Origin of the sequence: Pseudomonas sp. MPDS (assembly GCF_013283895.1) — a bacterium.
Taxonomy (GTDB): domain Bacteria; phylum Pseudomonadota; class Gammaproteobacteria; order Pseudomonadales; family Pseudomonadaceae; genus Aquipseudomonas; species Aquipseudomonas rhizophila.
The window spans coordinates 3,221,063-3,244,862 of the sequence record NZ_CP054128.1 but is presented as its reverse complement, the minus strand read 5'-3'; the positions used below and the strand labels follow the sequence as shown (position 1 = coordinate 3,244,862).

At 62.1% G+C, this 23,800-nt stretch carries 19 protein-coding genes; 7 read left to right on the top strand and 12 right to left on the bottom strand.

The genetic code is table 11. The features are described 5' to 3' along the window. Positions 1-186 precede the first annotated feature (186 nt). Genes HQ912_RS14255 through HQ912_RS14240 form a run of 4 tightly spaced genes read left to right on the top strand, consistent with a single transcriptional unit; the run spans position 187 to position 3,290 of the window. Entirely contained in the window at positions 187-717 is a 531-nt protein-coding gene (locus HQ912_RS14255; protein ID WP_173406925.1) for an iron transporter, read from the top strand. 2 nt (positions 718-719) lie between these two features. Next, positions 720-1,070, top strand: coding sequence for a cupredoxin domain-containing protein (locus HQ912_RS14250; RefSeq protein ID WP_107322434.1), 351 nt, complete (start codon positions 720-722; stop codon positions 1,068-1,070). A gap of 22 nt (positions 1,071-1,092) precedes the next feature. Then, positions 1,093-1,947, top strand: coding sequence for an FTR1 family protein (locus HQ912_RS14245; protein WP_173406924.1), 855 nt, complete (start codon positions 1,093-1,095; stop codon positions 1,945-1,947). Beyond that, positions 1,935-3,290, top strand: coding sequence for a 4Fe-4S binding protein (locus HQ912_RS14240; protein WP_173406923.1), 1,356 nt, complete (start codon positions 1,935-1,937; stop codon positions 3,288-3,290). Before HQ912_RS14245 ends, HQ912_RS14240 begins: the two co-directional genes overlap by 13 nt. A gap of 201 nt (positions 3,291-3,491) precedes the next feature. Here HQ912_RS14240 and HQ912_RS14235 read toward each other — a convergent pair whose 3' ends face one another. The 12 genes from HQ912_RS14235 to HQ912_RS14180 form a co-directional block, all read right to left on the bottom strand. After that, entirely contained in the window at positions 3,492-5,114 is a 1,623-nt protein-coding gene (locus HQ912_RS14235) for a methyl-accepting chemotaxis protein (protein ID WP_076384523.1), read from the bottom strand. Between the two features lie 123 nt (positions 5,115-5,237). Then, positions 5,238-5,933: an anaerobic ribonucleoside-triphosphate reductase activating protein gene (locus HQ912_RS14230; protein WP_047229165.1), complete on the bottom strand. Its 696-nt coding sequence runs from the start codon at positions 5,931-5,933 to the stop codon at positions 5,238-5,240. Beyond that, positions 5,930-6,091 carry an anaerobic ribonucleoside-triphosphate reductase gene (gene nrdD / locus HQ912_RS14225; protein WP_003182303.1) on the bottom strand — a complete coding sequence of 54 codons (162 nt, stop codon included), beginning with the start codon at positions 6,089-6,091 and terminating at the stop codon, positions 5,930-5,932. The genes HQ912_RS14230 and nrdD overlap by 4 nt, the downstream gene beginning before the upstream one ends. A gap of 31 nt (positions 6,092-6,122) precedes the next feature. Further along, positions 6,123-8,138, bottom strand: a complete 2,016-nt coding sequence (locus tag HQ912_RS14220; RefSeq protein WP_173406922.1) for a ribonucleoside triphosphate reductase — start codon at positions 8,136-8,138, stop codon at positions 6,123-6,125. A 270-nt stretch (positions 8,139-8,408) separates the two neighbouring features. Continuing rightward, on the bottom strand, positions 8,409-9,401 hold the full coding sequence (moaA, locus tag HQ912_RS14215) for a GTP 3',8-cyclase MoaA (protein WP_173406921.1): 993 nt from the start codon (positions 9,399-9,401) through the stop codon (positions 8,409-8,411). Between the two features lie 25 nt (positions 9,402-9,426). Then, positions 9,427-10,398 carry a peptidylprolyl isomerase gene (locus HQ912_RS14210; RefSeq protein ID WP_173406920.1) on the bottom strand — a complete coding sequence of 324 codons (972 nt, stop codon included), beginning with the start codon at positions 10,396-10,398 and terminating at the stop codon, positions 9,427-9,429. 10 nt (positions 10,399-10,408) lie between these two features. After that, on the bottom strand, positions 10,409-11,089 hold the full coding sequence (gene narI, locus HQ912_RS14205; RefSeq protein ID WP_047229169.1) for a respiratory nitrate reductase subunit gamma: 681 nt from the start codon (positions 11,087-11,089) through the stop codon (positions 10,409-10,411). Continuing rightward, a complete protein-coding gene (narJ, locus tag HQ912_RS14200; protein ID WP_047229170.1) occupies positions 11,082-11,837 on the bottom strand; it encodes a nitrate reductase molybdenum cofactor assembly chaperone in 756 nt (251 codons plus the stop codon). The genes narI and narJ overlap by 8 nt, the downstream gene beginning before the upstream one ends. Positions 11,838-11,839: 2 nt before the next feature. Continuing rightward, positions 11,840-13,378 carry a nitrate reductase subunit beta gene (gene narH, locus HQ912_RS14195; protein WP_047229171.1) on the bottom strand — a complete coding sequence of 513 codons (1,539 nt, stop codon included), beginning with the start codon at positions 13,376-13,378 and terminating at the stop codon, positions 11,840-11,842. Between the two features lies 1 nt (position 13,379). After that, positions 13,380-17,153 (bottom strand): nitrate reductase subunit alpha, encoded by a 3,774-nt coding sequence (locus HQ912_RS14190; RefSeq protein WP_076384513.1) that lies wholly within the window; start codon positions 17,151-17,153, stop codon positions 13,380-13,382. Positions 17,154-17,217: 64 nt separating this feature from the next. Beyond that, positions 17,218-18,615, bottom strand: coding sequence for a NarK family nitrate/nitrite MFS transporter (locus tag HQ912_RS14185; RefSeq protein WP_047229173.1), 1,398 nt, complete (start codon positions 18,613-18,615; stop codon positions 17,218-17,220). Further along, the gene (locus tag HQ912_RS14180) at positions 18,593-19,894 is read right to left on the bottom strand and encodes an MFS transporter (RefSeq protein WP_047229174.1); all 1,302 of its coding nucleotides are present in this window, start codon (positions 19,892-19,894) and stop codon (positions 18,593-18,595) included. Before HQ912_RS14180 ends, HQ912_RS14185 begins: the two co-directional genes overlap by 23 nt. Before the next feature lie 311 nt (positions 19,895-20,205). Between HQ912_RS14180 and HQ912_RS14175 the strand changes: the two genes are divergently transcribed. The 3 genes from HQ912_RS14175 (at position 20,206) to HQ912_RS14165 (ending at position 23,679) form a co-directional block, all read left to right on the top strand. Beyond that, entirely contained in the window at positions 20,206-22,005 is a 1,800-nt protein-coding gene (locus tag HQ912_RS14175) for a HAMP domain-containing protein (RefSeq protein WP_047229175.1), read from the top strand. Further along, positions 22,002-22,649: a two-component system response regulator NarL gene (gene narL / locus HQ912_RS14170; RefSeq protein ID WP_047229176.1), complete on the top strand. Its 648-nt coding sequence runs from the start codon at positions 22,002-22,004 to the stop codon at positions 22,647-22,649. Before HQ912_RS14175 ends, narL begins: the two co-directional genes overlap by 4 nt. A gap of 352 nt (positions 22,650-23,001) precedes the next feature. Continuing rightward, a complete protein-coding gene (locus tag HQ912_RS14165) occupies positions 23,002-23,679 on the top strand; it encodes a Crp/Fnr family transcriptional regulator (RefSeq protein ID WP_047225852.1) in 678 nt (225 codons plus the stop codon). Positions 23,680-23,800 lie beyond the last annotated feature (121 nt).

Sequence of the window (23,800 nt, the reverse complement as noted above, 5' to 3'; positions counted from 1 at the left end):
CCGATGGGTGTGCCTGTACCCTAGCGTGTCAGGGCCGAAGTGCCCTTGATATCGATCAAGAACCACCGGCATGACGGTATCGGCGTTCCTGGCGGGTTAAATGCCCCGAAAATTGACAAGAATCATTATTATTCGCAGCAAAGCTTCCTAGACTCGGCCATCCCTTAGTCCTCAGGAAGTCTTCCCATGCGTACCCTCGCTCCGCTGTCTCTCGCCCTGCTGTTTCTCGCCCCTCTGTCCCAGGCCAAGGAATACCCCATTGGCGAACCGCAAATGTGCCCGGGCCTGGAGGTCGGCGCGGTGTACCTGCAACCGATCGAAATGGCCCCGGCCGGCATGATGCGCCCAACCGCCGAGTCTGACGTTCACCTGGAGGCCGATATCAGGGCCACGGCCGACAACCAGCAAGGTTTCCAGGAAGGCAGCTTCGTGCCCTACCTCAACGTGTCGTTCCAACTGAAAAAACAAGGCAACAACACCCCGCTCAAGGGCGACTTCCACGCCATGGTGGCCAATGACGGGCCGCACTATGGCGACAACGTCAAGCTGCTGGGCCCCGGCAAATACCAATTGACCTTCACCGTCCTGCCGCCCGGCGGCCATGGCTCCCTCGGCCGTCATACCGACAAGGAAACCGGCGTGGCACCGTGGTTCGAGCGCTGTGAACTGCATTACGAATTCGTCTACGCCGGGATTGGCAAAAAAGGCGGGTATTGAAGATGCGTCGTTCAACGAGCCGAACAGCGCGACAGCTGGCCGGGTGGGTGCTGGCCGGCTTGCTGTTGCCTTCAATCGCCCATGCCCAACTGCTTACTTACGAGTTGAGCATGCGCGACGGCCATTTCACCCCGCCGCTGCTGGAAGTACCGGCCGGGCAGCGCTTCAAGATCGTGCTGAAAAACGTCGGCCAGGGTCCGGCGGAATTCGAGAGCACGCCCCTGCGGGTGGAAAAGGTCCTGTCGCCCGGCGTTACCACGTTTGTCGTCATTCACCCGCTGCGCCCCGGGCACTATCCGTTTTTCGATGAATTCAACCCGCAACTGCCCGAGGGCGGCATCCTCGCCCAGTAGTCGGCGAACAGGAGGCGTTTGCATGACTCAATCCATGTTTATTGTCTGGCGCGAAAGCGTCGAGGCGCTGTTGGTAATCGGCATACTCCAGGCCTGGGTCAGCCGGCAGCAACAGGCCGGTCGCTTGTTGCAGTTCGTGTGGGCTGGCGTGGCGCTGGGTTTGCTGTTGTCGGGCATCTTGGCCGGTCTGATTCTGTTGGCCGGCGAAGCCATGAGCGGCGCGGCCAATGAATGGTTCCAGGCGGCGTTGGCGCTGGTCGCCAGTCTGCTGATCGTGCAAATGGTCGGTTGGATGCACCGAAACGCCGGGACGTTGAAACAGGATCTGACGCGTCACGCCGACCATCGTTTCAGCCGCCAGGGTGGATGGGGGCTGATGGTGTTGGCGCTGCTGGCCGTCAGCCGCGAAGGCAGTGAAACCGTGGTCTTCCTGTATGGCGCCGGGGCACGTCTGCAAGGGGCGCCACTGGGCTTGTTCGCCGTGGGCGCGGTGGCCGGCCTGCTGCTGGCGCTGCTGACCATCGTCTTGCTGCACGGCAGTCGACGGTTCATCTCATGGCCGCGTTTCTTTGCCATCAGCGAAACCATTCTGTTGTTATTGGGGGCAGCGCTGCTGGTCAGCGGCATTGAGCGGATCAGCGGTCAGTTGCTGGCGATGGACTGGCCCGAAGTGGTCTACCAAGGCATCGGCGACGCGCTCTGGGACAGCAGCGCGATATTGGATGACGGCCACGGCTTGGGCGGTTTCCTGGCGGACTTCACCGGCTATCGAGCCAGTCCCAGTGCCATGACCTTGTTGGTGTGGCTCGGCTACTGGCTGGGGGTTGCCGGCTGGCTGCGGCCACGCAAAGCGCAAACGCTGCCATGTCCGACTTGAACCTCTGGCTGCAACGTCTGGGCGACGGCATGCGGCGCCACGGCGCAACCATTCGCGCCGTGCAATGGGCGGTGGTGCTGGTCTATGCGGTACTGCTGGTGGTGCCGGCGCTGTTGCCATTGCCCAGCAGCCAGGCTCGGCTGTTGGACAACCTCACGCTGCTGGCGCAGTTTCTGTTCTGGGGCATCTGGTGGCCTTTCGTGTTGCTGTCGATTGTGCTGTTCGGTCGACTCTGGTGTGGCGTGCTGTGTCCTGAAGGTGCCTTGAGTGAATGGGCCAGCCAGTATGGCAAAGGCCTGGGCGTGCCACGCGGGGTGCGTTGGGCCGGCTGGCCGACCCTGGCGTTCTGCCTGACCACGATCTATGGGCAGTTGATCAGCGTCTATGACTATGCCCAGGCGGCGCTGTTGATCCTGGGGGGCTCGACGGTCGCAGCGGTGATCGTTGGCCTGCTGTTCGCCCGAGGCAAGCGCGTGTGGTGCCGCTACCTGTGTCCAGTCAGTGGCGTCTTTGCCCTGCTTGCTCGCCTGGCGCCGGTGCACTTCCAGGTGAACGAGCAACGCTGGCTGGAAAACCCCGCGCCGCGCCGACCGCCTCCCAACTGCGCGCCATTGCTGGACATTCGCCGGATGCGCGGTGCCGCCGATTGCCACGCCTGTGGTCGCTGCAGCGGCCAGCGCGATGCGGTACGCCTGATAGCCCGTTCCAGTAACGAGGAAATCCTTCACTCGAGCGCAACCACCCTTTCGCCTTGGGACGCGCGCTTGTTGTTGTTCGGCGTCATTGGCCTGGCCATGGGGGCTTTTCAGTGGACCGTCAGCCCCTGGTTCATTGCCATGAAGCAGAGCCTGGCCCAATGGCTGGTCGCCCATGAGCTGTTCTGGCCGTTGCAAGACAACGCCCCTTGGTGGTTGCTGACCCACTATCCGCAGCTTAATGACAGCTTCAGTTGGCTAGATGGCTTTTGCATCGTCGCTTATCTGGGCATGAGTGCCTTGCTGTTGGGCACGTCGCTGCTGCTGTTGATGCGCCTGGCGGCAAGACTCTCGGGCGATCCTGCACAGTATTGGCCCTTGGCCATCACCCTGACGCCCCTCGGCGGTGCAGGGTTGTTCCTCGGCTTGTCGGCCACCACCGTCAAACTGCTGCGCTATGAAGGGTTGTTGCTCGACTGGGTACAACCGGCTCGGGCCGCGCTGCTGGTCGCGGCAATCGCCTGGAGTCTGTGGCTGGGCTACAAGCGCCTGGAACATGCAACCCGCCGGCCCCTCGCAATGGCCTGCCTGGTATTGGCCAATGGCCTGGTGGGTTATGGCTGGTGGTTGCAGTTCTGGGGATGGTGAACACGCAGTGCAAGCGTTGCTCCCACAGCGGATCGCTAACGTTCACGATACCTTGGAACGACGCAAAACCCTGTGGGAGCAAAGCTTGCTCGCGATCGCGGTGGGTCAGTTTGAGCGGTGTTGGCTGTGCAGACGCCTCGCGAGCAAGCTTTGCTCCCACGGTGGATTTGTGTGGTTCACAACAGCTGACGCGGGGCTGGCCTAGACCTTGAACCGCGCAACGGTCTCATGCAGTGAGCCGGCCATCTGCGCCAGGTCCTGACCGGCGGTATCAGTATGCCGGGCCCCGAGCAATACCTGTTCGGACAGGTTGCGAATACCCACCAGGTTACGGTCCACTTCTCGGGCTACCAGCGCCTGTTCTTCGGTGGCGCTGGCGATCATCAGATTGCGCTCGTTGATCTGCGAGATCGAACGGGCGATTTCATCCAGGGCATCGCCGGAGCGGCGGGCCACTTGCAAAGTGGTCTGCACCAGTTCGCTGTTGCTTTGCATGGCGGTCACGGCGTGCTCGCTGTCCTGGCGGATGTTGCCGATCATCTCCTCGATTTCCCGAGTCGAATCCTGGGTGCGATGGGCCAGTGCCCGGACTTCGTCGGCCACCACGGCAAAACCACGCCCGGCATCGCCAGCGCGGGCTGCTTCAATGGCGGCGTTCAAGGCCAGCAGATTGGTTTGATCGGCAATGCCGCGGATCACGTCCAGCACCGAACTGATGTGCTCGACCCTGCCTGCCAACTGCTGGATGCGTCCCGAGGAGTCCGTCACCCCCAGCGCCAATGCGCTGATCGAAGCAACGGTCTCCTGAACCTGCTCACGACCGCGCTGGGCGGTTTGCTCGGATATCCGCGAGGCTTCGCTGGTACTCACCGCATTGCGCGCCACTTCGTCCACCGCCGCCGTCATCTGGTTCACGGCCGCCGCGGCCTGTTCGATTTCCTGGCCTTGCAGTTCCAGGGTGCTGTTGGTCTGACTGCTCACCGCACTCAGCTCTTCGGAGGAACTGGCCACCCGATCCACCGAAGCCGCAATGTGCCGGACCATGCTGTTGAGGCTCTGCTGCATGTCATGCATGTTGCTCATTACGCTGTCGTTTGCACTCCCGGCGTCCAGCGGCACGCGGATCGTCAAGTCGCCTTGGGCAATCTGGCTCAGCACCCGCGCCGCATCATCGGGCTCGCCACCCAGCGGACGGGTCACGCTGCGGGTCACCAGGACCGCAACGGTACTGACCAGGGCCAGGCAGGCCAGCACCAGTGTCAGCATGTTGCGCCGCGCGTCGCTGTAGCGCGCCTGGGCCAGCTGTTCACGCTCGACAAACAACCGGCCCTGCATCGCCATCAGCCCTTCCAGGCTTTTGTAGACCTCAAGCTCGGCCGGCATCACGCCCTGCTTGAGTTGCGTCATCGCGTCGTCCGTGGCTCCCTGGCGAATCAACGCCTGCACCTGAACGAACGCGGCCACATACGCCTCACGGTGCTTCTTCAGTGCCGCATACGCCGCTTTGCCTTCCGGCTGATCGAACAGCGGCTCCAGCGTGGTAAAGGCCTGGGTAATACGTTGCCGGGTCATGTCGATCGATTGCTGGACCTGCGCGTTGTTCTTGTCGATCAACAGGTCCCGGGTGTTCCTGGCGTTATCGCGCACACCCGTGGCGATCACCATGATCGGGTCGATCTTCGGCCAATCCTGTCTGACGATTTGCACCGCCTGGTCGCGCAGCGTGGCCAGGTCGTTCAAGGCGTATAACGCCAGGGCGATCAACGCCAGTGGAGCGATGGCAAAACCGATCACGATACGGTGGGCAGTGGTGAGTCTGGTCATATCAAATGCTCCCTGTTCAACTACCTGCCGATTGGCAGCGCATTTGAAAACCATAAAAAAAGCCATAAAAAAGAGCGGCCCGGCGATCCCGAACCGCTGTCGGTCGTTCATCCCCGGGGACGGTCAACTGCGTAAAACGAACGAGGGAAACAACTCGCGCATGGCGGCCCACAACTCCGGCTGCAAGGCCTGTGCCGAAACACTGGAAAGATGGGGGTCGAGCATCCGGGCCGTGCGCACCAGTTGCACAGCGAAACGCGTGACGCCCTGCTCGCTCAGGCGGCGAGCCAGGGTCAACAACCGTTCGGGATCGAACAAATGCCAATGCACGGTGGTCCGGCATTCATAATCCACGCCGCTGGCCAGCAGATAGTCGAGGCTGCGCCAGTTGGCGGCACCGCTGCCATGAACCCGAGTCACGTCCAGGGCGTCTTCGGGCAAGGCCTTGATGTCGAAGCCAACCCAGTCGGCTTGCCCGACCACTTTGGCGAAGGCCGCCGGTTTGATGCCGGCGCTGTGCAGGCCGATGCGAAAACCCATCTGCCGCACTTGCTCCATGGCTGGCGCCAGGCCGTCCTGCAGGGTCGGCTCACCACCGCTGAACACCACGGCGTCAAGCAGATCCTGGCGACGTTGCAAAAATGCCAACACCCGACACCAATCCACCTCTTCGCTGCCGCGCGGCGGGATCAGTTGCGGGTTGTGGCAATAACGACAACGCCAGGCGCAGCCCTGGCAAAACAGTACGCAAGCCAGTTGGCCCGGATAATCGAGGGTGGTCAGGGGCACCATGCCCCCAACCCGTAGCGCTCGACTCATGGACGCCCGGCCGCGCTTTCAGTGAAGTGAACCCGTTCGCGATGCTCGGACTGTTTGCCTGGGTTGAAGGCCGCCACCGGACGGTGATAACCCATCACGCGGGTCCAGACTTCGCAACGTTGACGCTGTGCCTGCGGAAGAGATTGTGATGCGTTCATGGATGAAGCTCCTTGCGGTCGATGGATCGGATCAGTGAACGCTGCCTGCCACCTGCTGTTGCAACAGCAAGGCCTCGTCGCATTTGGGGCAAAACTCATGTTCCCCGGCCAGGTAGCCGTGAACCGGGCAGATGGAAAACGTCGGCGTGATGGTCAGGTACGGCAGCCGGAAGCGTCCCAGGGCCTTGCGCACCAGCTGCTTGCAGGCCTGTGTGGAGGAAATCTGCTCGGCCATGTACAGGTGCAGCACGGTGCCGCCGGTGTATTTGCATTGCAGTTCGTCTTGCAGCTCCAAGGCTTCGAACGGATCGTCGGTGAAGCCCACCGGTAACTGCGACGAGTTGGTGTAATACGGGGCGATCGGGCTGCCGGCCTGCAAGATATCGGGGTAACGCTTGAGGTCTTCCTTGGCGAAACGGTAGGTGGTGCCCTCGGCAGGGGTGGCTTCCAGGTTGTAGAGGTGGCCGGTTTCTTCCTGAAAGCGCAGCAGCGTGGCGCGCACGTGATCCAGCAGTTTCAGGGCGAATGCCCGGCCTTGCTCGGTATGCAGGCCTTGCTGGTCATCGGTGAAATTGCGCAGCATTTCGTGCAGGCCGTTCACGCCGATGGTGGAGAAGTGATTACGCAGGGTGCCCAGGTAGCGCTTGGTGTACGGGTACAGCCCGGCGTCCATGTGGTGCTGGATGACCTTGCGCTTGACCTCCAGGCTCTCCTTCGCCAGTTCCATCAGCGTATCGATGCGTTGCAGCAATGCGCTGGTATCGCCTTTGTACAGGTAGCCCAGGCGTGCGCAGTTGATCGTCACCACACCTAGTGAGCCGGTCTGTTCCGCCGAGCCGAACAGGCCTCCTCCGCGCTTGAGCAACTCGCGCACATCCAGTTGCAGGCGGCAGCACATCGAGCGCACCTGGTTGGGTTGCATGTCCGAGTTGAGGAAGTTCTGGAAATACGGCAGACCGTAGCGGGCGGTCATCTCGAACAAGCGGTCGGCGTTCTCGCTGTCCCACGGGAAGTCATGGGTGATGTTGTAGGTCGGGATCGGGAAAGTGAACACCCGGCCCTTTGCATCACCGGCCTGCATCACCTCGATGTAGGCGCGATTGATCAATTCCATTTCCACTTGCAGATCACCGTAGGCGAACGGCATCTCCTCGCCACCGATCACCGGAATCTGTTCGCGCAGATCCTCCGGGCAGACCCAGTCGAACGTAAGGTTGGTAAAAGGTGTTTGCGTACCCCAGCGTGACGGGACGTTGAGGTTGTAGATGAACTCCTGCAACGACTGGCGGACCTCGTCATAGCTGAGTCTGTCCTTGCGCACATACGGCGCCAGGTAGGTGTCGAACGAGCTGAACGCCTGGGCACCGGCCCATTCGTTTTGCAGCGTGCCGAGGAAATTCACCATCTGCCCCAAGGCGCTGCTCAAATGTTTGGGCGGCCCGGCCTCAACCCGTCCCGGCACCCCATTGAGGCCTTCGTGCAGCAGCGTGCGCAGCGACCAGCCGGCGCAGTAACCGGCGAGCATGTCCAGGTCGTGGATATGCAGGTCGGCCTCGCGGTGCGCTTGGCCGATGGCCTGGCTGTAGACCTCGTCGAGCCAATAGTTGGCGGTGACCTTGCCCGATACGTTGAGGATCAGCCCACCGAGGGAGTAACCCTGGTTGGCATTGGCCTGTACGCGCCAGTCTTCGCGGTCCAGGTATTCGTTCATCGAGGTGGCGACTTCCACCAGGGTGCGACGATCCCGGCGCATGCGTCCATGTTGCTCGCGGTAGACGATATAGGCACGCATGGCCAGAAAGAAACCGGCGTCCATCAGCACTCGCTCGACACGGTCCTGGATCTGCTCGACGCTCAAGCGCGTCTGTCCTTCCAATCGCGTCAGCACCGCTTCCAGCAACCCTTCAGCCTCCCCCTCAGCGTATTCGCCGGTGGCCTTGCCGGCGGCGATCAGCGCCTGGCGGATCTTGTCCGCGTCGAAGGCAACCACACTGCCATCGCGCTTGTGCAAGCGGTTACAGCCTACTGAGATCAACGTGCTCTGCATTTTGGCTCCAGACACTACATATAGATAATTAACAGGCTTAAAACACAATATGCAGTGGAGAGTACGGCCAAAAGTCAGGGTTGCAATTGATCGATATCAAGAATCGAGGGTGGATCAGCCGCTTGAGATGTCGACCGGTATAACCCATCGCGAGCAGGCTCGCTCCCACATGGGTTTTCAGGTGTCTGCTCTTTCTGCGTACACCACAAATCCCTGTGGGAGCGAGCCTGCTCGCGATAACGGCGGTCCATTCAACATCTGCGCTGAGGCTCACCCACCACTCATGTTCATGAACCGCACAATCTGCACTTCCCCGCCAGGGTTGAAGTCGTGACGCAGGGGTTTGCCGCGCAGCGCCTGTTGTACCGCCTGGATCAGCGGTTGATCGTCCAGCGGATAGCGCCGCAACAAACTGCGCAGGTCCAGAGAATCTTCCTGTCCCAGGCACAGCAGCAACCGCCCTTCAACGGTCATGCGCACCCGGTTGCAACTGGCGCAAAAGTTGTGGGTATTGGGGGAAATGAAACCGATCCGGGTCTGCGCGTGCTGCTCCAGGCGCACATAACGCGCCGGGCCGCCGCTGTTTTCGGTGCTGTCGAGCAACCGGTGATGATTGGCAATGACCGCCCGGACCTCATCGCTGGAGCAGAACGACTCGCCCCGGGAACGCCCGACCTCACCCAAGGGCATTTCCTCGATGAAGCTGATGTCGATGCGTTGCTCGATGGCGTACTGCACCAGCGCCGGGACTTCATCGAAGTTGCGCCCTTTCATCACCACGCAGTTGAGCTTGATCCGCTCAAACCCTGCGCCCTTCGCCGCTTCAATGCCCGTCAGCACCTGATCCAGATCGCCGTTACGGGTGATCGCCCGAAAGCGCTCGCCATCCAGGCTGTCCAGGCTGATGTTCATGCGCTTGACCCCGGCATCGACCAGCGGCCGGGCCAGTCGCCCCAGCTGCGAACCGTTGCTGGTCATCACCAGTTCCCGCAGGCCGGGCAATGCCGCGATGTCGCGACACAACCCGACGATGCCCGGACGGATCAGCGGTTCGCCACCGGTCAGGCGGATTTTCTTGACCCCCAGCCCCACGAACAACCGCGCCAATCGGTGCAGTTCCTCCAGGGTCAACACCTGCTGGCGCGGCAGGAAGGTCATGTTTTTCGCCATGCAATACACGCAGCGAAAATCACAACGATCGGTCACCGACATCCGCAGATAGTCGATCTGGCGCCCAAATCCGTCCTGCAACACGGCGTTCATGTCTGTCCCCTGATTGAGCCGGTGCTCACTGCACCAGCGGCGAGTCGGCGCCCTGAAGATGAATGCCGCGAATGTCCGCTGCACCGATCAGGGTTTGCAGGTACTGCACCAGCGCCTTCTGCCACACGCCTTGTTGCAGCTGGGTGCGAATCGCCGTCGCCACCGCCTCATAAGGCAACGGTTGGCCTTCGACACGCTGATCGATGCTGATCACATGCCAGCCGTAGCGACTTTCCAGCGGTTTGCCCACCAGGCCCGCCGGCAAGGCAAACAACTGGCGCTCCAGTTCGGGCACGGTCTGGCCCTTGCTGATCTGCCCCAGCGAGCCGCCCTGTGCCTTGGACGGGCAGGCCGAGTGGTTCAACGCCAGTTCGGCAAAACTGCCGGGGAACTCGTCCAGGCGTTGCAGCAGGGTTTCGGCCTGGCCGTGAGCCTGGTCGCGCGCTTCGGCGTCGTCCGGTGCGCATTCGAGCAGAATGTGCCGCACCGCCAGCAAGGGGGCGCTGTGAAAGCGCGCCCGATTGCTTTCGTAGTAGCGCAGGCAGGTCGCCTCATCACATTGCGGCACCTGCACCTCACGCTCGAGCAACAGCCGCGTGGCCGCCTCCTCTTCGTTTTCACCGGCGCCCACCTGCAACGCCAGCCCCAGCTCGGCGATGCGTTGCTGAAGCAACTCCCGGATCACCAACGCCCGGGCCGCCTGGTAGACCGCATCCTCGCGGCTCTCAGCCGGGTGATACTGCAGCTCCTGGGCCATCGCCTGGGGGGTGATCGACACCCCGTTGACGCTGATGATCGGCCACTCCTGCTCACTGCTGGCAATCAATTGTGCCGGGGCTTCATCACCTGGCACCGGCCCGGACTGGGCCGGTTCGAACTGCACCGCGCCCGCCGGCTCGATATCGCTGAGCGGCGGGGTCACTGGCGCTGCTTTCGCTGAAGAACCGCAGCCGCCGCTGCCCCCGTTACCGCCGCCACATCCGCATCCACTAGCCATGATCGTCTCCTTAGAACTTCTGCCGCACGATTTGATAACGACGCCCCAGGTACCAGACCGGCGCACTGACGATATGGACGAGACGGGTAAACGGGAACAGCACGAACAGGGTCAGGCCCAGTACCACATGAAGCTTGTAGACCAAGCCCACCGGCGCAATGGCCGCGGCCGCCTCCACCGGACGCAACAGCACAGTGTTCTGTGCCCAGTCGGCCAGCATCACCATCACCGAACCGTCCATATGGGCGGTGGACGCCACAATGGTCATCAGCCCCAGCACCAGTTGCACCAGCAGCACCACCAACACCAGGATGTCCGACGTGCTGGACGTGGCGCGCACTCGCGGGTCGCTCAGCCGCCGGTTGAGCAGCATCACCAGACCGATCAGACCCAGCACCCCAAAGAACCCGCCGGACACCATCGCCAGCAACTGTTTGTTCTCAGTGCTCAACACATGGTGATAGATCGCCGCCGGCGTCAGCAGGCCGACAAAGTGGCCGGCCAGGACGAACAACACACCGACATGGAACAGATTGCTCGCCACGCGCATGCCACGGTTGCTCAGCATCTGGCTGGAGCCGGCCTTCCAGGTGTACTGGGACAGGTCAAACCGCGCCCAACTGCCGATCAGGCAAATCGCCAAGGCGACATAGGGGTAGACCCCGAACATCAACAGATCCCATTTAGACATTGCCCACCTCCCCGGCGGGCGCAGCGGCCCGTCCTTCATGCTGAAAATCCACCCAATGCAACGGCACCGCGCTTTCGTCCCGGGCCTTGCCCGGCGCACTCGGCAGCGAACTGCAACGGTCCTGCTGCTCGGCCTTCATGAAATCCACCGCTTCCTCTTCCCAGATCCTGTCCAGGGCTTCGAGGGAGTCGTCGCGTGGCTCGGCCTTGACCTGCTCACGCAACTCGGCCACCGCCACCTGGGGCTCGGCCCCAGCGATTTGCAGCAAGGCCCGGAAACAACTGGCGTAGGCACTCTCGCGCTCTTCCAGACGCGCCGCCAGCAAGGCCAGCAGATGCGCCACATCGGCCAGTCCTTCGCGGGCCTCGATGTCTTCGCGGGTGGAGAGAAACTCCAGGTACAGCGGGATGTAATCGGGCAGTTCCTTCACGCCGATGGCAAAACCGGCCTCTTCGTACTGGGCCATCATGTCCACCATGGCCTGGCCCCGGTCGCGGGACTCGCCATGGACGTGTTCGAACAGCAGCAGCGACAGCGAGCGCCCACGGCCGAACAGCGCGCCGTAGTGCTCCTGGCCGTCCATCAGGTCCTGGCCACAGATCAGTTCCAGCAACTCGAACAGCGCAGCGCGCTGCTTCGGGCTGATTTCCCGTGCCTGCACAATCGCCTGCTCCAGCTCGTCGCGACCGGCCACCAGGGTTTCGGTCGGATAATCGAGCAGCAACGAAATCACCTTGAGAATGCGCATGTTCATTCCTCCCACAACTGCACGGTTTTGATGACGTCGCGGCGGTTGGCCTTCTTGGCGCCGAACATGTTGGTGTCGGTACTGCCGCTGCAACCGCTGCCGAAACTGAAACCACAACCGGAGCGTTCGGCGAACGCATCGCTCATGGCGTCTTCGCGGTGGGCGCTTGGTACGACAAAACGGTCTTCGTAGTTGGCGATGGCCAGATAGCGGTACATCTCTTCCACCTGGTTCACGCTCAGGCCGACATCGGCCAGCACTTGCAGGTCCTGCACGCCGTCCACCTGTTCGGAACGCTTGTAGGCACGCATCGCCAGCAGGCGCTTGAGGGCGCGCTTGACCGGTTTTTCATCGCCAGCGGTGAGCATGTTGGCCAGGTAGCGCAGCGGAATGCGCAGGCTGTCGACGTCCGGGATCACCCCGTTCATGCCCACGGTGCCGGCCGCCGCAGCGTTCTGGATCGGCGACAGTGGCGGCACGTACCAGACCATTGGCAAGGTGCGGTATTCCGGGTGCAACGGCAGCGCGAGTTTCCAGTCCACGGCCATTTTGTAGACCGGCGAGCGTTGCGCCGAGTCGATCACCGACTGCGGCACGCCGTCGGCCAGGGCCTGGCGAATCACCGCCGGGTCGTTCGGGTCGAGGAAGATCTCCAGTTGCTTCTCATACAGATCGTGCTCGTTGGCGGTGCTCGCCACTTCGCTGATGCGGTCGGCGTCGTACAGCAACACCCCGAGGTAGCGGATGCGGCCGACGCAGGTTTCAGCGCAAACCGTCGGCATCCCGGCTTCGATGCGCGGGTAGCAGAAAATGCATTTCTCCGATTTGCCGCTCTTCCAGTTGAAATAGATTTTCTTGTACGGGCAGCCGCTGATGCACATGCGCCAGCCGCGGCATTTCTCCTGGTCAATCAGGACGATGCCGTCCTCCTCGCGCTTGTAGATCGCCCCGCTCGGGCAGGACGCCGCGCACGCCGGGTTCAGGCAGTGCTCGCACAGGCGCGGCAGGTACATCATGAAGGTGTTTTCGTACTCGCCGTAAATGTCCGCCTGGATCTGGTCGAAGTTCTTGTCCTTGCGCCGCTTGGCAAACTCGGTGCCCAGGATCTCCTCCCAGTTCGGGCCCCACTCGATTTTCTCCATGCGCTTGCCGGACACCAGCGAGCGCGGCCGTGCGGTGGGCTGATGCTCGCCCAAAGGCGCGGTGTGCAGGTGCTGGTAGTCGAAGTCGAACGGTTCGTAGTAATCGTCCAGGCTCGGCAAGTCCGGGTTGGCGAAGATGTTCGCCAGCACGCGGAACTTGCCGCCGATGCGTGGGTTGATCGAACCGTCGGCGTTACGGATCCAGCCGCCCTTCCACTTGTCCTGGTTTTCCCACTCTTTGGGGTAGCCGATGCCAGGCTTGGATTCGACGTTGTTGAACCAGGCGTATTCCATGCCTTCGCGGCTGGTCCAGACGTTCTTGCAGGTAATCGAGCAGGTGTGACAGCCGATGCATTTGTCCAGGTTCAGGACCATGCCGATTTGTGAGCGAATTTTCATCTCAGTTCTCCTCGATATCGGTTGGCAGTGGACGCGGCAGATCATCGCCACTGGAACCGTCGAGCCAATCGACCTTGGACATCTTGCGCACCACGACGAACTCGTCGCGGTTGCAACCGACCGTGCCGTAATAGTTGAAACCGTAGGCCTGTTGCGCGTAGCCACCGATCATATGAGTGGGCTTGAGCACCACGCGGGTCACCGAGTTGTGGTGGCCGCCACGGGTCTTGGTGGTTTCCGAGCCGGGCACGTTCACGATCCGTTCCTGGGCGTGGTACATCATCACCATGCCTTCCTTGACCCGCTGGCTGACCACCGCACGGGCGGTCAGCGCACCGTTGACGTTGAAGCATTCAATCCAGTCGTTGTCCTCGATACCGGCGCGCTTGGCGTCGATTTCCGAGAGCCAGACGATCGGCCCGCCGCGGCTCAAGGTGAGCATCAGCAAGTTGTCGCTGTAGGTGCTGTGGATGCCCCACTTCTGGTGCGGGGTGATCCAGTTCAGGACGATTTCGGTCTCGCCATTGCTGCGCTTGCCCTTGACGCCTTCGATGGTGCGGGTGTTGACCGGCGGCCGATAACTCATCAGTTGCTCGCCGAACGCCTGCATCCACGGGTGATCCTGGTAGAACTGCTGGCGGCCGGTGATGGTGCGCCATGGAATCGCTTCGTGAACGTTGGTGTAACCGGCGTTGTAGCTGACGTGATCGTCTTCCAGGCCAGACCAGGTCGGGCTGGAAATGATCTTGCGCGGCTGCGCCTGGATGTCGCGGAAGCGAATCGCCTCGTGGGCCTTGGACAGCGCCAGGTGGCTGTGATCGATGCCGGTGAATTTCGACAGGGCCGCCCAGGCCTTGACGGCCACCTGGCCGTTGGTTTCCGGGGCCAGGGACAGAATCACTTCGGCCGCGTCAATGGCGCTGTCGATCTTCGGCCGACCCTGGCTGATACCGGCGTCGACCTCATGGTGATTGAGCTCACCGAGGAATTTCACCTCATCGTCGGTGTTCCAGTTGATGCCCTTGCCGCCATTGCCGAGTTTCTCCAGCATCGGGCCCAGGGAGGTGAACTGCTTGTAGATGTTGGGGTAATCGCGCTCCACCACTTGCAGGTTCGGTGCGTTCTTGCCCGGTTGCGGCGCCACGCCGGCGCTTTTCCAGTCAGTGCCGCCAAACGGCTGGGCCAGTTCACCGACGCTGTCATGCATCAACGGCACGGTGACCAGGTCTTTCTCGACACCCAGGTGCCCGACCGACATGGCGGAGAACGCCTTGGCGATGCCCTTGTAGATTTCCCAGTCCGAACGCGACTCCCAGGCCGGGTCGATAGCCGCTGACAGCGGGTGAATGAACGGGTGCATGTCCGAGGTGTTCATGTCGTCTTTTTCGTACCAGGTCGCGGTCGGCAAGACGATGTCGGAATACACGCAGGTCGAGGACATGCGGAAGTCCAGGGTGGTCACCAGGTCCAGTTTGCCGATGGCACCGTTGTCGACCCATTCAGCCTCGGTCGGCTTGGATTCGCCACCAAAGCCGATGTCTTCGTTCATCACGCCGTTCTTGGTGCCCAGCAGGTACTTGAGCATGTACTCGTGGCCTTTGCCCGAGGACCCCAGCAGATTGGAACGCCAGATGAACATGTTGCGCGGGAAGTTTTCCGGGCTGTCGGGTTGTTCGCAGGCAAACCGCAGGCTGCCGTCCTGCCAGGACTTGACCACGTAGTCTTTCGGGTCCATGCCGGCGGCAGCAGCATCGCGGCAAATGTTCAGCGGGTTGGTGTTCAATTGTGGCGCGCTGGGCAACCAGCCGGCGCGTTCGGCGCGGATGTTGTAGTCCAGGGCATGCTCAGGGAACTGCGATTTATCCGCCAGAGGCGACAGCACGTCGTGCATGCTCATCTTCTCGTGGCGCCATTGCGAGCTGTGGCCGTAGAAGAAGCTGGTGCCGTTCATCTGCCGTGGCGGACGGTTCCAGTCCAGGCCGAAGGCCAGGGGCAGCCAGCCACATTGCGGACGGAGTTTTTCCTGGCCGACATAGTGGGCCCAACCGCCGCCGGTCTGGCCGACACAACCACACAGCATGAGCATGTTGATCAGCCCACGGTAGTTCATGTCCATGTGGTACCAGTGGTTCATCGCCGCGCCGACGATGATCATCGAACGGCCACGGGTCTTGTCGGCGTTGTCGGCGAATTCGCGGGCGATCTGGATCGCTTTCTCGCGGCTCACACCGGTGATCTGCTCCTGCCAGGCCGGGGTGCCGGGCACCGAGGCGTCGTCGTAGTCCTTGGCGACGTTGGCGCCGCCCAGGCCACGGTCGATGGCCAGGTTGGCCGCCGACAGGTCAAACACCGTGGCGACTTTCACCACGCTGCCGTCGGCCAGCACCACGTTGTGCACCGGCACCCGGCGGTACTGCACCGCGTCACCGGCCACATGCTGGAAGTACTCCTGGGCTTCACCGGCAAAATACGGGAAGGCCACTTCAGCCACGTCATCGCCAATCAGGCTGAGCTTGAGGTCGATCTCACGGCCCTCGCCGCCTTCACGGGCCAGGATGTTCCATTTGCCCTCTTCGCCCCAGCGATAGCCGATGGAGCCTTGGGGAGAAACCAGTTCACCGCTGGCATCCAGGGCGATGGTTTTCCACTCCGGGTTATTGTCCTGGCCGAGGTTGTTGGTCAGGTCGCTGGCGCGCAGGAAGCGATCAGGCTGGTAGCCGGAGCCCGGCGCCACGCCGAGCATCGGCTTGAGCATCACCAGCACCGGCAGGTCGGTGTAGCGCTTGGCGTACTCGGTGAAGTAGGCGCTGGGCTTGTCCAGGTGAAACTCTTTGAAGATCACATGGTTGAAAGCCTGGGCCAGTGCCGCGTCGGTGCCCTGCTTAGGGTTGAGCCACAGGTCGGTGAGCTTGGCGACTTCCGAATAGTCCGGGGTGATCGCCACGGTCTTGGTGCCCTTGTAACGCACCTCGGTGAAAAAGTGCGCGTCGGGGGTACGGGTCTGCGGGACGTTGGAGCCCCAGGCAATGATGTAGTTGGAGTTGTACCAGTCGGCCGATTCCGGCACGTCGGTCTGCTCGCCCCAGACCATCGGCGAGGCTGGCGGCAGGTCGCAGTACCAGTCGTAGAAGCTCAGGCACACGCCACCGATCAGCGACAGGTAACGCGAACCCGCGGCGTAGCTGACCATCGACATCGCCGGGATCGGCGAGAAGCCAACCACCCGATCCGGGCCGTATTGCTTGACGGTGTAGACGTTGGCGGCGGCGATGATCTCGTTGACTTCTTCCCAGTTGGAACGGATGAAACCACCCATGCCGCGCTTGCTTTTATACGAGTCGGCCTTGGCCTTGTTTTCGACAATGCTGGCCCACGCTTCCACGGGCGGCAGGGTCTGCCGGGCTTCGCGCCACAGCTTGAGCAATGGCTTGCGGATCTTCGGGTACTTGAGCCGGTTGGCGCTGTAGATGTACCAGCTGTAGCTGGCGCCACGAGGGCAGCCACGCGGCTCGTGGTTGGGCAGGTCGTTACGGGTGCGCGGGTAGTCGGTCTGCTGGGTTTCCCAGGTGATCAGGCCGTTCTTGACGTAGATTTTCCACGAGCACGAGCCGGTGCAGTTCACCCCATGGGTGGAGCGCACGATCTTGTCGTACTGCCAGCGGGAGCGGTAGACGTTCTCCCAGTCGCGGGACTCCTTGCGGGTCTCGCCGTGCCCCTCGGAAAACTCGCCTTGCTTGCGGTTGAAAAACCGCAGTTGATCCAGTAAATGACTCACAGTGTGTTCCTCTCAGGCTTGCTCCGCGGGGTCTGCGCCCCGCCCACGCAGGTTTAGGTTCGGCTTAGCACGGTGTTGCGGCGCCCTTGCGGGCATACCACCACCAGGTCACCACGATGCAGCTCAGGTAAAAGCCGACGAACATGTAGAAGGCCATCTCCGGGCCGCCGGTCAGGGCCATCGAAGTGCCGAATGATTTGGGGATGAAGAACGCGCCGAAGGCGCCCATGGCCGAGCTGAAACCCAGCACTGCGGCCGATTCCTTGCCGGCGTTCTTGAGCGCTTGTTCGCGTAGCTCGGGCTTTTGGCCGCGGCTGGCTTTTTCATGCAGGGTGCGGAAGATCACCGGGATCATGCGGAAGGTCGACCCGTTGCCCACGCCAGTGGTGACGAACAGCAACATGAACATCCCCAGGAAGCCGTAGAAGCTGCCGCCCTGGCCGCCTTGGGGCAGGAAATGAAGGACCCCGAACACCATCGCGATCATCAGCACGAAGTTCCACAACGTAACCTTCGCGCCGCCGAGCTTGTCCGCCAGCCAGCCACCCAGTGGCCGCACCAGGGCACCGACCAGCGGACCGAGGAAGGCGAACTTCAGGGCGATGACTTCCGGGAACGAGGTTTTGATCAGCAGCGGAAACGCGGCGGAGAAGCCGATGAACGAGCCGAAGGTCGCCAGGTACAACCAGCACATCAGCCAGTTGTGCTTGCGCTTGAAAATCACTGCCTGCTCACTGAACGAAGCGCGGGCGCTGGACAGGTCGTTCATGCCGAACCAGGCAATCACGGTCACGGCGAGGATGAACGGCACCCAGATAAAACCGGCGTTTTGCAGCCACAGCGAGCTGCCGTCAGCCAGTACCTGCGGCTGGCCGCCCATGAAGCCGAACACGCCGAAGGAAATCACCAGCGGCACGCTGAACTGCATCACCGACACGCCCAGGTTGCCCAGCCCGGCGTTCAGGCCCAGGGCTGTGCCCTGCTGGGACTTGGGGTAAAAGAAGCTGATGTTGGACATGCTCGAGGCGAAGTTACCGCCGCCAAAGCCGCAGAGCAGCGCAATCAGCACGAACACGCTGTAAGGCGTGGCCGGATCCTGCACGGCAAAGCCCATCCACAGCGCCGGCAACAGCAGCGACGCAGTGCTCAGGGCCGTCCAGCGACGACCGCCGAAGATCGGCACCATGAACGAATAGAAGATGCGCAAGGTCGCGCCGGACAGGCCCGGCAACGCCGCGAGCCAGAACAACTGGTCGGTGCTGAAACTGAAACCGATGGCGTTCAGGCGCACGATCACCGTGCTCCAGACCATCCACACCGCGAAGGCCAACAGCAGCGCCGGGATGGAAATCCACAGGTTACGCCGGGCAGTCTGTTTGCCACTCTTGCCCCAGAACGCGGGGTCTTCCGGACGCCAGTCATGAATGACCGGGCCCTTTTCAGGCGTTTGCAGAACGGACATGTTCTTCTCCTTGGGCAATGCTGGAAAACGGGGATTGGCTGGCCGGCGGCTGTTTACCCAGCAGCGGGCGCTTGCGAACTTCGCTGAAGTACATCCAGGTCAGGGAGACCCAGACCACGCCGTACATCAACATGAAGCAGGACGAGCGCACGCCGGTGAGGTCCACCAGGGCGCCGAACATGATCGGCAACACGAACCCGCCCAGGCCGCCGGCCAGGCCGACGATGCCGGACACCGCGCCCATGTTTTTCGGGTAGTCGTTGGCGATGTACTTGAAGACCGAGGCCTTGCCGAACGCGAAGGCGATGCCCATCACGAACAGCAGCACGGTGAACAGCGTGGCGTTGAGGCCGATGTGAAAATCCACCGTGCCGTTGACGGTCTGCACTTGCAGTTGGGTCTGTGGGTACGAGAGCAGGAACAGGCAGATCCAGCTGACCCACAACACCCACCAGGTCACGCTCTGGGCGCCCCAGCGGTCGGACATCCAGCCACCGACGGCCCGCAATACGCCACCGGGCAGGGAGAAGCAGGCCGCCAGCAGCGCCGCGCTTTGCAGGCTGAAGCCGTATTCCTGCACGTAGTACTTGGTCATCCACAGGGCCAGGGCTACATAGCCGCCGAACACGATCGAGTAGTACTGGCAGTAGCGCCACACCGCTGGTTCTTTCAGGGTTTTCAGTTGCTCGCGCAACGTGGCGCCGCCGGTGCCGCTGTGCTCCTTCTTCTCGGTTGTGAGAAACCAGAACAGCAGCGCGGTGATGAACAGAATGGCGCTGAACACCTTCGGCACCAGGTGCCAGGAACCGAAGGCGATCAAGGCAGGAGCGAGGAATTTGGTCAGCGCGGCGCCGGCGTTGCCCGCGCCGAACACACCCATGGCGAAGCCTTGATTCTGCTTGTCGAACCACTTGGCCACATAAGCGATGCCCACCGAGAACGATCCACCGGCCAGCCCGACAAACAGGCCCAGCACCAGGAACTGCCAGAAAGCCGTGGCCAGGGTGATCAGGTACAACGGCAGCACACAGGAGAGCATCAGCAGGAAGAACACGATGCGCCCGCCGAAGCGGTCGGTCAGCAGGCCCAGGGGCAAGCGCACCAGGGAACCGGTCAGCACCGGCGTGGCGGCCAGCAGACCGAATTGGGTTTCGTTGAGCGCCAGCATTTCCTTGATCGGAACACCGAGCACGGCAAACATCATCCAGACCATGAAGCACACGGTGAAGGCCAGGGTACTCATCCCCAGTACCAACCCTTGTTGCACTTGCGCTCGCATCTCGATGCACTCCCCGTCAGTTCGATGAGCGCAGCCTAGTGATGCCTACCCCGTAAAAACTTGACCTGGGTCAACGTGCGTCCCGGCGGTACTGGCCTATGCTGGGGCCGTCTACCTCTTAGGGGGTAGAGCCTGAAGTTGATAAGAACCTTTATTTATCAAGGCTTTGAACATTTCGGCCGTGGCTTTTATCGAAACGTAGCGGCCGACAACTCTTTAGAGGTAGTGCGCCCGGGATCGGCTGCTATACCCCCCCAACGCCAGGGCGTCCCCATGTTCGGTTTGCAGAATTTCCTCCAGGGCCAGTCTCGATGATGCGGTGGCTGCGCAGTTCCCTGCCCGCTCGCGCCGGGCTGGCGGTGATCCTGATCGCCATCCTCGCCCTGGCCAGTTCCTTGAGCGCAGGTCTGATTGCCTGGTTCAGCCAGGGCGACGCGGCCGCCATCAACACCGCCGGTTCCGTGCGTATGGAGACCTATCACCTGAGCTGGAAACTGGCAGCCGGGGCCAGCGACGATGTCCCGGCGATCATCGACAGCCTGCAACGACGTCTCGAAAGCCCGTCCTTGCGCGCCGTGCTGGAAGACGGACCGGCGACCTCCCTGCATCAGAGTTATCAGAGCCTCATGCAGCGTTGGAACCAGACCTTGCGCCCGGCCATCGAACGCGGCGATTCGGCGTTCTTCCAGGCCAGTGCCGCTTCCTTCGTTGCGCAACTGGACCAGTTCGTCACCCTGTTGCAACGCCAGAGCGAGCACAAGCAAGCCTGGCAACAGACGATCCAGGGCATGGCGCTGTTCACCACCATGATCATCCTGCTGATCGGTCTGTATGAATTGCAGTACGGTGTGGTCACGCCCTTGCAGGAACTGGTGGACGCCACCCAGCGCTTTCGCCGTGGCGAATTCCAGGTGCGGGTCAACCATCAGTCAGAGGATGAACTGGGCCAACTGGCGACCAGCTTCAACACCATGGCCGAGACCATCGAGCAATCCCATCGCACCCTGGAGAATCAGGTCCAGCAAAAGACCCTGAACCTGCAACAGGCCAATGCCGCCCTGGAGCTGCTGTACCAGAGCAGCCGCAGCCTGGCCACGCGGCAGGCCAATGCCGAAGGGCTGGATGAACTGATCAGCCGGTTCCAGCAGCGGCTGCCGGGCCTGCGCCTGTCGCTGTGTCTGCAAGGCCAGTTGCAGGCGCCCGCCCGGCAACTGCTGTCGCTGCATGGCGCCAACAGCCGCGAGGTCTGCGCCAGCAGCGATTGCGCCACCTGCCAGAAACACCACAGCGCCCGGCCGCAGACGTTCAGCATCAGTAACCAGGGCACGGAACTGGGTGAACTCAAGGCGCATTTTGTCGACGGTCACGCGGCGCAACCCTGGGAAACCGCACTGATCCAGGCCCTGGCAAACCTGATCGGCACCTCGCTGTCTCTCAAGCGCCAGCGCGAACAGGACCATCGCCTGCTGTTGCTCGATGAGCGCACGATCATCGCCCGCGAACTGCATGACTCCCTGGCCCAGGCCTTGTCGTACATGAAGCTGCAAGTCAGCCGCATGCAAACCCTGATGCGTCGCGGCGAACCGGTGCAAACCCTGGAAACCGTCACCGCCGAACTGCGCGAAGGCCTGAACAATGCCTACCGGCAGTTGCGCGAACTGCTCACCACGTTCCGCTTGCAGATCCACGACGACGGGCTGGTCCAGGAACTCAAGGACACCGCTGATGAATTCTCCCGCCGGGGCGATTTCCGGGTGCATCTGTTCGTCGACACCCTGGCCTTCGAGCTGTCGGCCAGTGAGCAGATTCATATCCTGCAGATCACCCGCGAGGCGCTCTCCAACTGCCTGCGCCACGCCCACGCAGAGAACGCCTGGCTCGAACTGCGCCAGGAAGGCGAAACCGTGCGACTGTCGGTCGAAGACGATGGCCGGGGCTTCAGTGGCGAAGTGGACCAGCGCGAACACCACGGCCTGAACATCATGAACGAACGGGCCCGCAGCTTGCGCGGCCAACTGCAAATTATCTCCCGAACGCCCCAGGGCACCCGTATCCAGGTGCATTTCCAACCGGAATTCCTGGGCCAACACAGCGAAGGTCTCGCAACATGAACGCCCCCCTGCGTCACACCCTCCTGCTGGTCGACGACCATCCAATGATGCGTCGAGGGATCCGCCAAATGCTCGAACTCGAAGACGACTTGCACATCGTCGGCGAAGCCAGCCACGGCGAAGAAGCCCTGACCCTGATCGAACCGCTCAAACCTGACCTGGTCCTGCTGGACAACAACATGCCGCAAATGAACGGCATCGAAACCCTGCGCCGGCTGCGGGCCATGCATTACACCGGCAAGGTATTGCTGTTCACCGTATCCGACGCCGAGGACGACATTCGCGATGCCCTGCGCCTGGATGCCAACGGTTACCTGCTCAAGGACATGGAGCCGGAGTTGCTGGTGCAGTACATCCGCGATGCCCTCAACGGCGCGCTGGTGATCAGCCCCGGCCTGACCCGCGTCATGGCCCAGGCCTTGCGCTCCCCTCCCCGCCAGGCCGACGTGGAACTGACCGAACGCGAACGCCAGGTACTCAAGACCATCGCCGGCGGCTGCAGCAACAAAGTCATCGGCCACAAGCTGGGCATCACCGAAGGCACGGTCAAGGTCCATGTGAAAAACCTGCTGCACAAACTGGGGTTGCGCTCACGGGTCGAAGCCGCCGTCTGGGCCATGGAGCATCTGCGCGGAGTGGGCTAGCCCGGCAAACCACACCTCCTGTGGGAGCGAGCTTGCTCGCGATGACGGCGGCACATTCAACATCCCTGCAAGCTGACCCTCCGCTATCGCGAGCAAGCTTTGCTTCCACAGGGTGTTTCAGGCGAATACAGCGCCTGCGCACGACTCGAAAAAACTGTGGGAGCGAGCCTGCTCGCGATGACGGCGGCACATTCAACATCCCTGCAAGCTGACCCTCCGCTATCGCGAGCAGGCTCGCTCCCACAGGGTTTGTGTTTGAGCGGGGACGCACCTCCCTCTTCCGAGGTAGGCCTGCGGAGGCATAGGCCGGGGGCGCGTGGGGTTCTACCATGACGGCACGCGGAGGTACGCCATGCTGACTCATCCTTCCATCGTTTTACTGTTGCGTCGTCATCACCTGTTCAGCCAGTTACCGGAGCGGGTCTTCGAAGACGTGTGCAACCTGGCCGTGCTCAAACGCCTGGAGTGCAACAGCACGCTCATGCACCAGGGCGACCCGGCCAAGCGGTTTTTCCTGCTGGTCAGCGGTCAGATCAAGCTGTTCCGGGTCACCGGTGAAGGTCAGGAAAACCTGGTGGAAATCATCCAGCCCGGGCAGACCTTCGCCGAGGCTCTGCTGTTCAGCCAGGCCCGGTGCTACCCGGTCAGTGCGTCGGCGCTCAAGGACAGCGTACTGGTGAGTATCGAAGGCACTCATTACCGCAAGGCCCTGGAAGACCAGCCGAAGGTCTGCCTGGCGATCCTGGCGAGCATGAGTATCCATTTGCACCAGCGCCTCAAGGACATCGACAACCTGACCCTGGCCAGCGCCAGCCGGCGGGTCATCAACTTTCTGCTTCAGGAACGCGACCCGCGCGACGGCCAGGTGGTGCTACAGGTGTCCAAACGCCTGGTGGCCTCCAAGCTGGGAATCCAGCCAGAGACTTTTTCGCGCATTCTCCATCGCCTGGTAGACGGTGGCCTGATTGCCATGGAGCGGCGCAACATTCGCATCCTGGCCGAAGATGAGCTGGACGCTTACCAGCAATAACCCGCGCAGCCCCAATTCCCTTGTGGCGAGGGGATTTATCCCCGCTGGGGCGCGAAGCGGCCCCTATTCAAACTGTCTGACACAGCGCATTGGGACTGCTTCGCAGTCCAGCGGGGATAAA